Origin of the sequence: Pelosinus sp. IPA-1 (assembly GCF_030269905.1) — a bacterium.
GTDB lineage: Bacteria > Bacillota > Negativicutes > DSM-13327 > DSM-13327 > Pelosinus.
In genome coordinates this window covers 328,066-344,440 of the sequence record NZ_BSVC01000003.1, presented here as the reverse complement: position 1 = coordinate 344,440, position 16,375 = coordinate 328,066, and the positions used below count along the sequence as shown (strand labels likewise).

12 protein-coding genes are annotated in these 16,375 nt (G+C 39.1%); 2 read left to right on the top strand and 10 right to left on the bottom strand.

Annotated elements, in window-relative coordinates:
• Positions 1 to 286: 286 nt before the first annotated feature.
• The 6 genes from nadC to QSJ81_RS08330 form a co-directional block, all read right to left on the bottom strand.
• The gene (nadC, locus tag QSJ81_RS08355; RefSeq protein ID WP_285716955.1) at positions 287 to 1,117 is read right to left on the bottom strand and encodes a carboxylating nicotinate-nucleotide diphosphorylase; all 831 of its coding nucleotides are present in this window, start codon (positions 1,115 to 1,117) and stop codon (positions 287 to 289) included.
• Complete coding sequence (gene nadB, locus QSJ81_RS08350; protein ID WP_285716954.1) at positions 1,095 to 2,705, bottom strand: L-aspartate oxidase; 1,611 nt, start codon at positions 2,703 to 2,705, stop codon at positions 1,095 to 1,097. The genes nadC and nadB overlap by 23 nt, the downstream gene beginning before the upstream one ends.
• Positions 2,705 to 3,610: a quinolinate synthase NadA gene (gene nadA / locus QSJ81_RS08345; protein WP_285716953.1), complete on the bottom strand. Its 906-nt coding sequence runs from the start codon at positions 3,608 to 3,610 to the stop codon at positions 2,705 to 2,707. Before nadA ends, nadB begins: the two co-directional genes overlap by 1 nt.
• Positions 3,611 to 3,805: 195 nt before the next feature.
• Positions 3,806 to 6,859 (bottom strand): efflux RND transporter permease subunit, encoded by a 3,054-nt coding sequence (locus QSJ81_RS08340; protein ID WP_285716952.1) that lies wholly within the window; start codon positions 6,857 to 6,859, stop codon positions 3,806 to 3,808.
• On the bottom strand, positions 6,856 to 7,923 hold the full coding sequence (locus QSJ81_RS08335; protein WP_285716951.1) for an efflux RND transporter periplasmic adaptor subunit: 1,068 nt from the start codon (positions 7,921 to 7,923) through the stop codon (positions 6,856 to 6,858). Before QSJ81_RS08335 ends, QSJ81_RS08340 begins: the two co-directional genes overlap by 4 nt.
• Before the next feature lie 113 nt (positions 7,924 to 8,036).
• The gene (locus QSJ81_RS08330) at positions 8,037 to 8,618 is read right to left on the bottom strand and encodes a TetR/AcrR family transcriptional regulator (protein WP_285716950.1); all 582 of its coding nucleotides are present in this window, start codon (positions 8,616 to 8,618) and stop codon (positions 8,037 to 8,039) included.
• 319 nt (positions 8,619 to 8,937) lie between these two features.
• On the opposite strand from QSJ81_RS08330, the gene QSJ81_RS08325 reads away from it, so the two are divergent.
• A complete protein-coding gene (locus QSJ81_RS08325) occupies positions 8,938 to 9,780 on the top strand; it encodes an aldo/keto reductase (RefSeq protein ID WP_285716949.1) in 843 nt (280 codons plus the stop codon).
• 194 nt (positions 9,781 to 9,974) lie between these two features.
• Positions 9,975 to 11,129: an acyltransferase family protein gene (locus tag QSJ81_RS08320; protein ID WP_285716948.1), complete on the top strand. Its 1,155-nt coding sequence runs from the start codon at positions 9,975 to 9,977 to the stop codon at positions 11,127 to 11,129.
• A gap of 4 nt (positions 11,130 to 11,133) precedes the next feature.
• Here the strand turns inward: QSJ81_RS08320 and QSJ81_RS08315 are convergent, their stop codons facing one another.
• The 4 genes from QSJ81_RS08315 to mmsA all read right to left on the bottom strand — a co-directional run bounded on the left by QSJ81_RS08315 (position 11,134) and on the right by mmsA (position 16,330).
• The gene (locus QSJ81_RS08315) at positions 11,134 to 12,129 is read right to left on the bottom strand and encodes a potassium channel family protein (RefSeq protein WP_285716947.1); all 996 of its coding nucleotides are present in this window, start codon (positions 12,127 to 12,129) and stop codon (positions 11,134 to 11,136) included.
• Positions 12,130 to 12,295: 166 nt separating this feature from the next.
• A complete protein-coding gene (locus QSJ81_RS08310; RefSeq protein ID WP_285716946.1) occupies positions 12,296 to 13,495 on the bottom strand; it encodes an ROK family transcriptional regulator in 1,200 nt (399 codons plus the stop codon).
• A 134-nt stretch (positions 13,496 to 13,629) separates the two neighbouring features.
• Positions 13,630 to 14,793, bottom strand: coding sequence for a multiple monosaccharide ABC transporter permease (gene mmsB, locus QSJ81_RS08305; protein ID WP_285716945.1), 1,164 nt, complete (start codon positions 14,791 to 14,793; stop codon positions 13,630 to 13,632).
• Between the two features lie 13 nt (positions 14,794 to 14,806).
• Complete coding sequence (gene mmsA, locus QSJ81_RS08300; RefSeq protein WP_285716944.1) at positions 14,807 to 16,330, bottom strand: multiple monosaccharide ABC transporter ATP-binding protein; 1,524 nt, start codon at positions 16,328 to 16,330, stop codon at positions 14,807 to 14,809.
• Positions 16,331 to 16,375 lie beyond the last annotated feature (45 nt).

Here is a 16,375-nt window from a genome sequence, read left to right as displayed (position 1 = left end):
ACTTGATTCAGATGGAGTTTTAACTCCATCTGAATCTTAGTCGCACTTATCCAGGGACTTAGCCGCTCTTAACTCCCACTTATAAGATGGGAGTCTTAGAGCGGTTTAGTCATCGGATAAAGCCAAATTTGCTTGGGCCAAAAAGATAATTAATGTAATCTAGCACATTTTCGAAAGACTTTCATATTATGTAATATAGTCCTCCTTATTATTGCCTCATATAGCATTCCCCCTTCAAGAAACAGCCCTTTCCATTATGGGGATGGAAGGGCTGTCTCTTATTTTTTCATACCAATCTCATGCTTATATCAGCTGTCTTTACAGAATGAGTCAATTCACCACTTGAGATAATATCAACACCAGCAGCAGCCAATTGGGCTACTCTTTCTAATACCACATTTCCTGAGACTTCAATTAAGGCTTTCCCATCAATCATCTTTGCAGCTTGCTCTATCATAGTGATATGCATATTATCTAGCATAATAATATCTACCCCTAGTGACAATGCTTCTTGCACCTGCAGCAAATTTTCAACCTCAACTTCGATTTTTCTAAAACACGCGCCCTGGCTGCGTACAAGCTCTACTGCTGCAGTGACACCACCTGCTGCCTGAATATGATTATCTTTTATTAATACCATAGAATCTAACCCATAACGGTGATTCTTCCCACCACCAACCGTTACAGCATATTTTTCTAACATGCGTAAACCAGGCGTAGTCTTCCGTGTATCTACGATAATTGTAGAAAAACCCTTCAAGGCTTCCACATAACGTCTAGTATGAGTTGCTATTCCCGACATTCGCTGCAACAAATTAAGAGCAACTCTTTCCCCTGCCAATAAGGAGCGAGTATTCCCTGTCATACTTGCTATTTTTTCTCCTGCTGGCACCAAAGTACCATCTGTATAATAAGGACTTATCTGAATTTGATCATCCAACAAAGCAAAAACCCGTGAAAACACTTGGATTCCCGCTAAAACAAGATTTTGCTTTGCCAGAAGAAATCCTTGCGATGTATGACTTTCAGTAAAAATAGCCTCACTGGTAATATCGCCAAAACCGATATCTTCTAGTAAGGATCTGTGCAGTAGATCATCTAAGGCTAATTTGTTCATTGAAAACAGCTCTCCTTCCCCATTGCTGGGTTATATGTTTAGAAAAGTCCCTATCCTTTCTTTCAGGAAAATCTTCGCGATAATGTGTGCCTCTACTCTCAGACCTAAGCAAGGCTGCTTTTAACACTAATTCTGCCAACTGACAGGCATTATTTTCTTGATATCCCTGGATATGAGTAAGGCAAGAACTAGGATCTTCTACTTTTTCCTGTAACTCCATAAGCAGTAAACGCATGGCATCTCCCTTACGCACCACTCCTGCTACTCGGTCTAAAATAATTCCTAATTTCTTAGTATCACAACTATGACATACGTTGTCTCCCTCTAGAGCAACTTCCCTATCAATGAGATGACTGACTGGAAAGTCCTGATTAATGACCTGAGCAACTCGTCTCCCAAAAACAACGCCCTCTAGTAAGGAATTGCTAGCAAGACGATTGGCACCGTGGACACCTGTAGCGGCTACCTCTCCGCAGGCAAATAAATGTGATAATGTCGTCTGGCCCCAAAGATTCGTAGTTATACCGCCAATCGTATAGTGAGCAGCCGGGGCGATAGGAATGATATCTTTTTCCATACAATAGCCATTTTCCAATAATTCGGCATAGATTTGTCTAAACCGATCGGTTAAATAGTCTTTTCCAAGATGCCTTGTATCTAGATATACAGCATCCTTATTGTTAGATTGCAGTTCCGTGACAATGGCCCTAGAAACCTCATCCCGGGGAGCCAGTTCGCCATCGGCATGATAAGAAAACATAAATCGTTCCCCTGCCGCATTACGCAACATAGCCCCCTCCCCCCGGAGTGCTTCTGTTAATAAAAATATTTCTCCAGAACATGTCTTAAAGGACGTAGGATGAAACTGAACAAATTCCATATCCGAAATAGCAGCCCCCGCTCGATACGCTGCAGCAAGGCCATCCCCATTTGCCGAAATGCTATTGGTAGAACGGGCAAATATGCCGCTATACCCTCCTGTAGCTATTACAATGGCCTTAGCACGAAGTGTGACTAACCGCCCAGAATTGAGAACAATGCAACCATAACATTGATTTTGTTTTGTCAACAGATCAACTAAATAACATTGATCAAGCTGCATTATATTGCCCTGTATTTCAATTCTCTTTATCATAGTTTCTGCAATATGACGCCCTGTTGAATCATAATAATGCACAATTCGATGGTGAGAATGACCTGCTTCCCTGCCTAAATACAGCCCGTCTGCTCCTTGATTGAAATCAGCACCAAGAGACTGTAAGAAGTCTAATGCAGCGGGTGCTTCTCTTACTGTAGCCTCTACTGCTGGCTCATGGCATAACCCTCTGCCCACTCTAAGCGTATCAGCAATGTGTTCTTCTAAGCTGTCATCAACCCCTAGAGAAATCGCCATCCCTCCTTGGGCTTTATAAGTACTGCTCTCCTGAATTGATTCCTTACTGATAAGTGCCACTTTAAGTTTAGGATCCAAAGACAAGGCAACTGTCATTCCGGCAATCCCTGCACCAATGACGATAACGTCATAACTCTGATCATCTAATGCAGCAAGATTTGTTTTGGGTGATATAACGTAGCCCCGCTCTGACATCACACTACCTCCAACATTCTTTCCAAGGTGCGCTGTGCTGATAAAATATGTTCTTGCTCCACATCAATTTCATATTGATGATTATGTAATGCTTGATATACACTTTCCAACCTAGTTTTTTTCATATTGGGACACACTAGCCCTGGATGCAACAAGAAAAACTGTTTATTAGGCAGCGTCTCTCGTAAAGTACACACAACTCCCATTTCTGTTCCGATGACAAATGTGCTTTCCTCGGACTCTTCAGCATAACGAATAATTTCAGATGTACTGCCAACAAAGTCGGCTAACTTCACTACTGCTGGATTACACTCTGGATGAATTAAGATTTTTGCTGCTGGATATAACTCGCGAACCTGCTTCACATCTTCTGCTTTTACTTTGGCATGAGTCACACAATGACCTTTCCAAAGTATTAACTCCTTTTCTGGTATTTGTTTGGCAACATAATCACCCAAATTCTCATCAGGAACAAAAATAACCTTACGATCGGATAAAGAGGCGACGATCTTAACTGCATTCGCCGAAGTACAGCATATATCACTCTCTGCTTTCACTTCAGCGGAGGAATTTATATAACAAACAACTGGAACCCCAGGATGCTTAGACTTTAAGGTACGCAGACCTTCCGCTGTAATCATTTCTGCCAAAGGACAACCAGCATCTTTCTCTGGTAACAATACAGTTTTCGTTGGGGATAGTATCTTGGCTGTTTCCGCCATAAAGCGAACACCACAAAAAACAATGACATCTTGTTTGCTGTTGGCTGCTACTTTACTTAAATACAAAGAATCCCCTACATAGTCTGCAACCCTTTGTACTTCATCTAATTGATAATTATGCGCTAAAATCACTGCATTACGGTCCTGCTTCAAACGCTGAATCTCCGTTGTTAAATCTATCATGCTTTCACTCCTTATCTACAAATTGCAAAATCCCCTTTTGCATCTTTCAACCAAAGTTATTTATCTCATTGTAATCCTATATCTCAGTTTATGTCAATACAGATGTAAAGACAGTAGGGATGTAAAAAAAATAACCTTAGTCAACAAAGTGACTAAGGTTAGCATAAATAGGCGTATTACGTAGTAATGAATAAGTTATTCATCACCATTCTGTTTTACCTTAAACCAGGCTGCATACATGGTAGGCAGTACTAATAATGTCAAAATAGTGGCACCTAGCAATCCGCCAGCAATGGCTACTGCCATTGGACCCCAAAAAGTACTAGGAATGAGAGGAACCATTCCCAATATGGCAGCAGCCGCCGTGAGCATAATGGGGCGGAAGCGTAGAACAGCAGAATCAATGATGGCATCCCAAGGTGTCTCGCCAGCTTTAATATGCTGCTCAATCTGGTCAATTAGAATGACTGAATTTCGGATAATCATGCCGCTTAAGGCTAGAATCCCAAGCTCCGCCACAAAGCCCATTGGCCGCATGGTAAGGAGCATAGAAATACTAACACCGATAATTCCTAGAGGTGCTGTTAGCATGGCAAGAATCATAAGGGGAATTCTTTGCAATTGGATCATTAGCAATGTGATGATGATTACAATCATGATCGGAACAGGTTTTAGCAGAAATTCCATTGATTGCTGACTGCGTTCTAGTGATCCACCTATATCAATGCTATAACCAGGTGGCAAGCTCTGACGCAGTGCAGCAAGGTCTGCGTACACTTTTTTGGTGGCATCATTCCCCGTTACCCCAGGTTTTACATCGGCCTGAACGGTTATGGTTGGTTTTAGATCACGCCGCCAAATCAATCCTTCTTCTGCATCATAGCTAATTTTTGCAATTTGATCTAGAGGAACAAATTTACCACTGCCAATATGAATGGGAAGATCTTTAATCGTAGAAAGATCTTTGCGGTTTTGATCATCCATACGGAAAACAATACCGACGGTTTTATCCTGCTCATAAAACTCAGCAATGGATGCACCTGATAATTGTGTCTGTAAATCAGTGGCTAGGCTTTGACTGTCAATGCCTAACATTCTAGCTTTATCCTGATCGACGGCCAAGTGCATGACTTTACTTTTTTCATTCCAATCAAAATTAACATTATTCAGATTGGGATTGGCTATCATGGTATCACTTACTTCTTTGGCTATGGTACGAACCTTCTCATGATCATACCCGGTAACCCGCAGCATGACAGGATAAGGAGAAGGTGGTCCCGTCTGGATCAACTTTATATGACCACGCACATTGGGAAAATCCTCTGTGAAGATGGTATCGATTTTGTTATTCAACGCTTCACGTGCTTCTACATTTTTTGCCACAATAATAAACTGGGCATAATTGGCTGTAGCCAGCTTAGGATCCGAAGTTAATACAAAACGAGGTGCTCCTTGGCCAACATAATAACTATAATTGTCAATATTCGGATCATCGGTAAGCTTTTCAGCAAACTTTTGGGCTTCCTGTTCTGTTGCTTTTAATGAAGAACCTTCTGGCAGCGTCATCTCAACAATGAGCTCAGGACGAACGGATGGCGGGAAAAACTCTTGTTTTACAAGTTTTAAGAGGAAAAGAGAACTAATAAAACATGCTACGGTGATACCAAGTACCAATTTGCGATGTTGCAAGCACCAGGTAAGGATTTTACGGAAAAGTTGATAAAATTTAGAATCATATTGGTCGTGAGTTTCCTTTTCTTTTGGTTTCAAATTGATCAGCCTATACCCTAATAAAGGAGTTACTAAAACAGAGACAAACCAAGAGATTAAAAGAGCAATGGTTACTACTGTGAAAATACTGCTCGTGAACTCGGAGGCAGATCCTTTGGAAAAACCAATGGGGATAAAACCTGCGCAAGTAATCAAAGTTCCTGTCAGCATGGGAAAGGCAGTCGCTGTATATGCATAACAAGCAGCTTCAAATCTTCCCCAGCCCTGTTCTAATTTTACCGTCATCATCTCGACGGCGATAATCGCATCATCGACTAATAAACCGAGAGCAATAATGAGAGCACCTAAGGAAACTTTATGCAGGTCAATTCCAAAGATTTGCATGCATACAAAGATGCCGGCAATTACCAAAGGGATACATAGGGCAACAACAATCCCAGACCGAATACCAAGGCTTAAGAAACATACAATCAATACAATGATAATAGCTTCCTTCAATGATTTAATAAATTCCCCAATGGATTCTTTGACCACTTCAGGCTGATTAGAGACCTGATTGATTTCTAAGCCAAGGGGCAAATCCTGCTTAATCTGGTTAATGGTTTTCTCTAAGTCTGTGCCCAGCGTAAGAACATTTCCGCCTTTATCCATGGAAACGGCAATACCGATTGCCGGCTGTCCATTATAATACATTTTTGGTTGTATCGGTTCAGAATAACTGCGATGAATCTTAGCTACATCTTCCAAACGAAAGGTACGATCATTTGCACGAATGGGCAGACTCTTAAGATTGTCTATATTCTCAAATATGCCAGTAACTCTTAAATACACATTATCTGATGAGGTTTCAACCATACCTGATGCTGCCATTGAACTTTGTGCTTTTACCGTATTGATAATCAGATTAGGGTCGATTCCAAGTTGTGCTAATTTACTATTTTCCATCTCAATATAAATTTTTTCCGTTTGAACGCCAATCAAGTCTGCCTTCTTTACATTTTTGACCCCTAGTAAGGTTCTGCGTATATGTTCCGCTTCTTCCCGCATTTCTTCATAGCTATATCCCTCAGAGGTAAGGGTATAAATATTGCCGAATACATCGTCAAATCGATCATTAAAAGAAGGGCCAACGATGCCTTGGGGCAATGTTCCTTTGATATCATTGACCATATTACGCACTTCTAGCCAAGTTGGGCGAACGTCCTTTTCATTTACCGTATCCTTTAAAGTAACATAGATAATGGCTTTTCCCGGCTGAGAATAACTCTTTAAATAATCAATACCGGGTGTATCTTGCAGCTTCTTTTCAATTTTGTCAGTTACCTGTTCTTCTACCTGACGAGCACTAGCTCCTGGCCAGGATACGGATACAATCATTTGGCGGATTACAAAATCCGGATCTTCCATTCTTCCTAGCTGCTGATAAGAAAAGATTCCCATAATAAAAATCAGGACAACAAAAAAATAAACTAATTGTTTGTGTTTTAGTGCCCATTCTGTCAAATTCAAACGGCTCATATACGCACCTTCTGTCCATCATGTAGTTTTTGCACCCCTGCGGTAACAATGACATCCCCATCTTGAAGGCCTTCTAATACTTGAACCTTGTTATCACCAAAAGCCCCTACTTTGATAGGGCGCAATGTTACTGTCTCATTGGTAATGACCCAAACATTAGGCGTATCCCCTGTCTGAATAACAGCAGAAAGAGGAATATAAGTGCCTTGCTGACCAATGCTGCCAGCAATGTTAACATTGGCAGTCATACCTAAATTGATGCCAGGAGGCGGATTGAGTAAGCTAATACGTACTTTATAAGTCCGAGATACTTTATCAGCGATTGGGGAAATTTCTCTAACTTGCCCTTGCGCTGCTACATTCTGTAATGCCCAAAAAGTAACCTGAATTTCTTTCGCTTTACGAATTTCATCAACACGATTTTCAGGAACACTAATTTCAATTTCTCGTTCTCCCTCTTTTACAAGGGTAATTACCGCCTGCCCAGCGCTCACTACCTGTCCGGCTTCCGCATTAATGCTGGAGATAATACCGCCGCTATCGGCAACTAATGTGCTGTAGCCAAGTTGATTAGTGCCTTGGGTATATTGGGCGGAGGATTGGCGCACAGCTGCCTGGGCGACTTCATAGGTGCTTTGATATTGATCCAATTGGGCCCGACTAATCGCCCCTTGTTCAAATAAAGTACGATATCGTTCCAAATTAGCCCCTGCTAACTGCAATTGAGACGCATCTGAAGAAACTTTGGCTGAAGAAATATTGACTGTTTGTGCAATATCCTTTGCGTCGATTTCCATCAGTACATCTCCTGCATTGACACGACTGCCAAGATCAACATTCCTTTTTATAATTTTGCCACTAACTTGAAACGCCAACTGAGTCTCATAGCGTCCACGTACTTCACCAGGATAGTTTGCATTTTGCGCAGAACTATTTATCTTTACACTTTCAGAGCGCACAAGAGGTACGTCTTCCTTTGTTGTGGCTGTCCTTGAACAACCGGATAATACTAAGGATACAAGTAGGCCCAAAATAACGCTAAGGCGAATAATACCTTTCTTCACATGGATTCCTCCCTATCATAATATATACCTAATAAACTATTTTGGTATTACAGTTTATTAGGAGCAAAGAAAAACAATTTGATCTAACAGTCACATATTTTATAGGACAGCAGCTATTTCTTCACCAGGGCATGAGCGAGAAAATCAACCAATACATCCGTATAGTATTCTTGTTTATCTGGATCACTCAGAAATTGACCGGTTCGCATAATACTAAAGGACTGAAATAACTTAAATCCGGCATATGCTACTACATTTTCATCTACATCCCGAAAAATTCCCTGCTGTTTTCCCTCGTTAATAATGGCCGCAATACTAGAGATAATCTCTTGATCAATAAGGGCATGATATTTTCTGCTCAAAAAAGCCGAGAATAGCTCCTCATCATCCTTTAATAGTCTGGTTACAAAGTTATCTTCATTGAAATAAGCTATTGCGATCCTGACTAATTGAATTAGCCGCTCTAATGGGTCAGCAATTTCAGCTACCTGGGATAACATCATATCTATTGTCTTATGACATTCTCTGGTTAATAAGCAAGTAAACATATCCTCCTTATCTTTAAAATGTTCATAGATTGTTTTTTTCGAAATTCTACAATCTTTACTGATTTCATCCATCGTTGTTTTCTTAAAACCAAAACGGTCCAATCGTTCCTTGGCCTTATCAAGAATATTGTTTTTGATATCGTCCATGTTGTTCACCTACTATATATTTATATCTAACGTAGCATGGGGAATTTCCATCAATTGCCCTACTCATAAACTATTATAGTATTTTAGTTTCCAAAAAGCAATCCTAGTATAAAAAAACAATAATCTTCCTCCTGGTATTTGATAGGTAATATAAAATCCTTCTTACTTAAAAGTGCCTACTTGTGGCATTTAGAAATAAACTATATACTCAATATATGGAAATACCAATGAAAGAAATCGGTAGTGCGCTCCTAGGCCAATCTAAAATATGGTCTAGAAGAATAAACGGTTCATTAATAAAAATGGGAGGTCATCTATTATGGCAAAAAACCTGCAAGATACAGTAACCTTGACGAATGGAGTAAAAATCCCTTGGCTTGGTTTAGGGGTATTTAAAGTGAAAGAAGGCATGGAAGTCGTAGATGCTGTAAGAAATGCTATTACTTCTGGTTATCGCAGTATTGATACAGCCGCCATCTATGGCAATGAAGAAGGCGTAGGGCAAGGTATCAAAGAAGGCCTAAAGCAAGCTGGTATTTCTAGAGAAGATTTGTTCGTAACCTCAAAAGTTTGGAATGCAGATCAAGGATATGAGTCTACATTAGAAGCCTATACAGCAAGTTTAAAAAGGCTCGATCTAGATTATCTCGACTTATATCTGATTCACTGGCCTGTAAAAGGAAAATATAAAGAAACATGGAGAGCTTTGGAGACCATTTATAACGAGGCAAAGGTTCGTGCCATTGGGGTAAGTAATTTCCACGTTCATCATCTTGAAGATTTGTTTCAAGACGCTAAGATCAAACCAATGATCAATCAAGTGGAATTCCATCCACGTCTAATACAAAAAGAGCTGCGGACCTTTTGTAAAGAGCAAGGTATTCAGTTTGAAGCCTGGTCCCCCTTAATGCAAGGTAAGTTACTGGATAACCCTACGTTGCAAGAGATTGCTAATAAATATAGTAAATCAATCGCTCAAGTTATTATACGGTGGGATTTACAAAATGGTGTCGTAACCATTCCAAAATCAATAAAAGAGCATCGTATTATTGAAAACTCCAATGTGTTTGATTTCGAGCTTACGAAAGAAGATATGGAGCAAATTGATTCTTTAAACCAGAATCAGCGTGTTGGTTCCGATCCAGATAATTTTAACTTTTAATATGAGAATAGGATATAAACGAAAACGTTTCGTTTATATCCTATTTTTTTTAGTTCAAAAATACTTCAAAGAAACAGTTCTCTTAGCGAAAATTGTATTGAATTTGATTAATTTTTAATATGGAAAAAAAAGGGTTATGCCGCTACATGCTGAATAATAAAGGTAAAATCATGATTAGAGGAGGATAAATCAACATGCAAACCGTGAACAAAGAACGAGTGTATTTTTTTGATAATCTAAAAGCTTTTATAATTCTTTTAATGGTTGTGTTTCATATTGCTATGGGGTATACCACTTGGGATCTTAAATGGTGGACTGTCAATGACATACAAAAACATAAATTCTTTGATCTTTTCGTATTAGAAACAGATGTATATATTATGCCCATCATGTTTATGATCGCTGGTTATTTTGCTCCTATGGTGTTAGTCAAGAAAGGGCTAACTACGTTTTTTCAAGATAAATTTAAATACATTGTTCTGCCGTGGATTGGAGGCGTACTATTCATTGCCCCCTTTATCTCATATAGTTCCTTTCTCAGTCGCACGGATACACCACCCAATTTTTTCTCCTTCTGGAGAAATGATTTTTGGGGGCCGTTTTACCAACAGGCTCATTATTGGTTCCTAGGAATCTTGGCCCTATTCTTTTTATTACTTACAATTGCCTATTCATTCAATCCCGGCTACTTTAAAAAGTCGACCAACATAAGCGTTCCTTCGATATGGTTTTTCCCGGCTTTTGCATTGCTTACTACAGCAGCCTTTTTTATTGGTAATTTATTTTTCTGGAATGACGCTTGGGTGAATGTGAAATTTATATTTATGGTTCAGCCAGTACGATTTATTTTACACCTTTGTTATTTTGGACTAGGAGTTTATGCTTGGAAGCACTCATGGTTTACCCACCAGGGTTATAACCCGGGATTATTTACATGGGGCAGTTCGGCAATCATTATGTTATTTGTTTTTCTAGCTTACCGGGTACTATTCACCCTTATGCCTGATGTACCTACAGTATTTAAAGCGGGTCATGCAATTACCCATGCCACCTTTACTCTAACCGCTACCTTTGCATTAATTGCCTTATTCCAACGTTTCTTTGATAGTAATGCCTACTTATGGCGTAGGCTCTCTGCTAATTCTTATATTATTTATTTCATTCACCAATGCGTAGTGATTCCGATTGGATGCATTGTACAAAAATTAGAAATTAATATATGGATAAAATATATCGGCGTGTCGATTACTACTCTTATTTTATGCTTCTTAATCGCTGAATATATAATTCGACCTATTTTACCTTTTAAAAAGCAAGGCGAAAGAACCAATCCCCACATCCCCCTATAGCCCTCTATTCCGCTGATGCCAACTCATTCAATTTACTTAAAGTTGTCCTCTGACCAAGAACAATCATGATATCACCTGCACTTATGACTTGCGTGCCCGGAGGATTGGTAATCAACTTATTGCCACGTTTGATGGCCACTACAATCGAATCAAATCGCCCTTTAATATCATTTTCAATGAAGTTTTTTCCCACTAATTGAGATGCTGGATGTACCGTAACCTCGGCAATATCCATATGTAAATCTTGATTGTAAAACAAATTTTCCACAAAATCCATAATGACCGGCTTAATCATAGCCGATACCATCTGCCGCCCGCCCATTACCGATGGGAAAATAACTGTAGTAGCCCCAGCCCGGCGCAGCTTTTCCTCCGCTTCTGCCCGATCGGCTCTTGCCACAATCGTCATCTCGGGATTGAGGCTTTTTCCAGTGAGGGTAACATATACGTTATCCGCATCATGAGACAAAGCGGTAATCAAACCCTTGGCTCTTTTGACGCCAGCTGCTAGTAATACTTCATCAAGAGTTGAATCTCCATGGATGGTTAACACCTTTTGATCACACAACTTTTCATAGAGTGGTAAATCCTTTTCAATGACTACAAAAGCTTCACCTTCATCTTGCAAACGCTGAATTACATTTCCCCCTACCTTACCAGCACCACAGACAATAATGTGGTTATTCAAATTTGCAATACGCCTATCCATACCCTTCCTCCCAAAAAAATCTTTTAACCGTCCTTCTATCGACATACTGATCACCAACGTAAACGTATAATAAGCCATCCCTACCCCAATAACAACAAACAGACAAGTAAACAGGCGGCCAGCTGGTGTTTTCGGCACAATATCGCCATACCCCACCGTCGTAATCGTGACCACAGCAAAATAAGTCGCATCATAAATCGATAGATCTTCCAATACCATAAAACCAATAATACCGGTTATTAAAATACCAATAAAAAAAATAAGTGATAATTTTAAGCGATTGAGATACATAATGCTCACCTCCTGATGTTACAATGCTTATCCCTCCCCTTAGTTTACCAATACATCCACTATACGTCAAAAAATCCTTCTAGCAACACGCTAGAAGGATTTTAATTATCTATTACCTTAAGCAAATGATTAGCACTGCGTCCTAGTATCTTCTACTTTCGTCATATTATCGTAGAAAGATTCCTTCCATTACCACATCAACAATTCCCTTCAGAGCATCTTGCCTGCCTTCAGAAGAAAACTCAATACGGGTTAGGGAATAACAACTTGCCAAAGCCCGTTCTTTTATGACTTGCATCATTGTCTCTTCCATAAATCCTCGTCCTTTAACAATGCCTCCACCAATGAGTACCAACTGTGGATTAAAAATATTAATAATATTGGCCACGCCCATACCAATATATTGAGCAATATGCTGAAGCGTCTTTATCGCAAGGAGATCACCCTCCTCAGCAGCGGCGTAAATATGCTTAGTCCTAATGACATCCATATCGCCTTTTACCATCTCTGATACTAAAGACTTTTCACCTTCCCTAATTGACTTAGCCATAATATTTACTAAAGCCGACTCTGAGGCCATGGCTTCCAAGCAGCCCCGGTTGCCACAACTACATAAGGGACCGTTAGCATCTATAACCGTATGACCAATTTCGCCTGCACTATCCCCTAAGCCTCGATATAACTCACCATTTAAAATAATTCCAGAGCCAATTCCACCCCCGACCCCTAAAAATACCGCATTTTTAATATCTCGGTAGGGACCGTAATGATAGGCTCCCAGAGCCATAGCTCGCATATCATTCTCGACAAAAACGGGAAGCTGAAACTTCTTTTCCACAAGATATTTTAGTGGTACATTGTGCCAACCAGCACTAGGGGAAAACAAGGAAAGCCCCTCGCTGGATATAACAGGTCCTCGCACAATAATACCAATAGCTAAAGCCAATTTACCATTTTCAGAAGAATAACATTGTTCTATCGTATTCTCTAGTAAGGCTAATATCTTTTCTTCTTTCAAATGTTGAATGTCATGGCACGTCTGTTCTTTAATCTCTAATCCGCCATTAATCAAATAGCCAATCATTTCCTTAGATCGAATATCCACAATAATCATGTTCGCTATTTCAGAATTAACCTTAAGAAGCACTGGGCGCCTGCCGCCGCTATATTCCCCAACCTTATACTCATGAATGAGCCCATGTTCAATGAGTTTACCTGATATATTTGTTACAGTTGGAGCTGTTAAACCCGTCAATTTCGCAATATCGACACGAGATATTGGTCCACGCCTGCGAATCGTATTAACGATTAGCGACTCATTTAATCCTCCGACTGCTTTTGAATTAATCGTATTTACACCTTCCATAAAACACCTACATTCTTGCTTTCAATATTTCGGATAAAGAAGAACCATTGAACAAATTCTCTGCTAAATTTATAGACTGCATAAAAGAATTTTTTTAACCTTATATAATATTAAAAGCCAATGCATGATAATCCTTATGACTGTTTGGATTTTGTATAAATATCAAAGGCCACAGCTAATAGCAGTACTAAGCCTTTAATGGTTTGCTGCATATCAATGGTAACACCAATTAAGGACATACCATTGTTCATAACCCCCATAACGAGTCCGCCAATAATGGCCCCCATAACAACACCAATACCGCCAGCAGTAGAGGCCCCGCCAATAAAGCATGCAGCAATTGCATCTAGTTCAAAACCCGTACCTGCTTTCGGCGTTGCCGCATTAAGGCGAGCCGCGAAAACAAGGCCTGAAAGAGCTGCTAATACACCCATATTTACAAAAACCCAAAACACAATCCGTTTCGTTTTTACACCAGATAATTTTGCCGCCTTTTCATTACCGCCTAAAGCATAAATGTGACGCCCTACAACTGTTTTTGTCGTGATAAACGTGTAAAAAACAATTAGAATAAATAATAATATCAAAACATTAGGGATGCCTTTATATGAGGCAAGCAAATACATAAACCAGTTGATTGCCACGCCAACAAACACCAATTTAGCAACTAAAAACTGCATAGGGATTACATCAAAATTGTACTCCCGTTTGGCTTTTCTATGATCTAATTCAATATATATATATATCAAAGTTAAAATAACCCCAACCACAAGAGTTGTAATATGGATAGTTGTTCCACCCAATATATCTGGTACAAACCCGTTGCTCATTTTTTGAAAAACTTCGGGATAAGGACCTTTAGATTGCCCCTCTAAAGCAGTCATTGTCAAACCTCTAAAAATCAACATACCCGCTAATGTAACAATAAATCCTGGAATTTTAAAATAGGCAACCCAATACCCCTGAAAAGCTCCCGCAAGGCCCCCTATCAGTAAGGAAATGAGTATTCCAGGTACAACACCAAAATGATTATCTACCATTAAAATTGCAGAAATGGCACCAACAAAAGCAGCGACAGAACCTACTGATAAATCAATCTGAAAAGCAACGATAACCAGTAACATACCGATCGCCAATACGAGTATATAACTATTCTGCTGAATTAGGTTCGTTACATTTAATGGTTGTAAAAGTACACCATTGCTGACAATTTCAAAAAACAAAACGATGGATATTAGTGCAATAACCATGCCATATTCCCTGATATTACTTTTAAACATCTGTTTCAGAGTTTCCATGACGATCCCTCCTCTATTTACTCATTACATATCTCATAATTTTTTCCTGTGATGCTTCTCTTCCTGTAAGCTCTCCTGTAATGCTTCCTTCACTCATAACATAAATTCGATCACACATTCCCAGAATCTCAGGAAGTTCTGAAGAAATCAATACAATGCCTTTTCCATCTTTAGCTAGATTATTAATGATATTATAAATTTCAAATTTTGCCCCTACATCGATTCCTCGAGTAGGTTCATCTAGAATTAAAATATCTGGTTCTGTAAAGATCCATTTGCTTAAAATGACCTTTTGCTGATTTCCGCCACTCAGGTTTACAGTATTTTGCAAAATACTTGAGCATTTAATATTCATCTGCTGACGATTTTTTTCCGCCACTACGATTTCTTTATTTTCATCAATTATAGAATTCTTCGATATTCTTTTCAAATTAGCCAACGTGATATTTTTTTTAATATCATCATTTAATATTAAACCATATTGCTTGCGATCTTCCGTTACATACGCAACACCTTGGTCAATAGCCTGACTTACATCTTTCAAATGTACCTCTTTACCATCCTTATAGATCTGTCCGCTAATTTTTTGTCCATATGATCTGCCAAAAATACTCATTGCAAGCTCTGTTCTCCCGGATCCCATAAGCCCTGCAATTCCTACAACCTCACCTTGCTTAACATTAAAGTTAACATTTTTAATAACTTTACGTTCACTATGGAGGTGGTGGTATACATTCCAATTCTTAACCTCAAATATAATATCACCAATGGCTACATCTCTTTTGGGGTACCGATCTGTTAATTCTCGTCCTACCATACCCTTAATAATTCTATCTTCCGTAATATGATCTTCTTTTACATTCAATGTTTCAATGGTGGCTCCATCACGCAGCACGGTAATGGAATCAGCAATTCTTGAAATTTCATTCAATTTATGTGAAATAATAATCGAAGATATTCCCTGCTTTTTAAATTCCAATAATAAATTTAATAGATTATTACTATCATCTTCATTTAATGCTGCCGTAGGTTCATCGAGGATTAACAATTCAACTTCCTTTGATAGGGCTTTTGCAATCTCAACCAATTGTTGCTTGCCAACCCCTATGTTAGTAATTAATGTAGCTGGTAAATCTTTGAGCCCCACTGTTGCCAGCAGTTTTTTCGTACGCATTGTAGTAGCATGCCAGTCAATAAGACCACGTTTTCCCTGTTCATTGCCCAAAAATATATTTTCTTCAATGGATAGATAAGGGATTAAAGCTAATTCCTGATGAATAATAACGATACCTAATTTTTCACTTTCTTTAATATCCTTAAACTCACACAGTTTCCCCTTATAATGAATTTCACCTGTATAAGATCCGTGAGGATATACTCCACTTAAGACTTTCATTAAGGTTGATTTTCCTGCACCATTTTCACCAACCAATGCATGAATTTCGCCTTTTTTTACTTGCAGATTCACGTTATTAAGAGCTTTAACACCTGGAAAGGTTTTTGTAATATTTATCATTTCCAAAATAACATCTTCCATATATCCTCAACTCCTTACAATATCGTTCTTTTAAATAGGCCATAT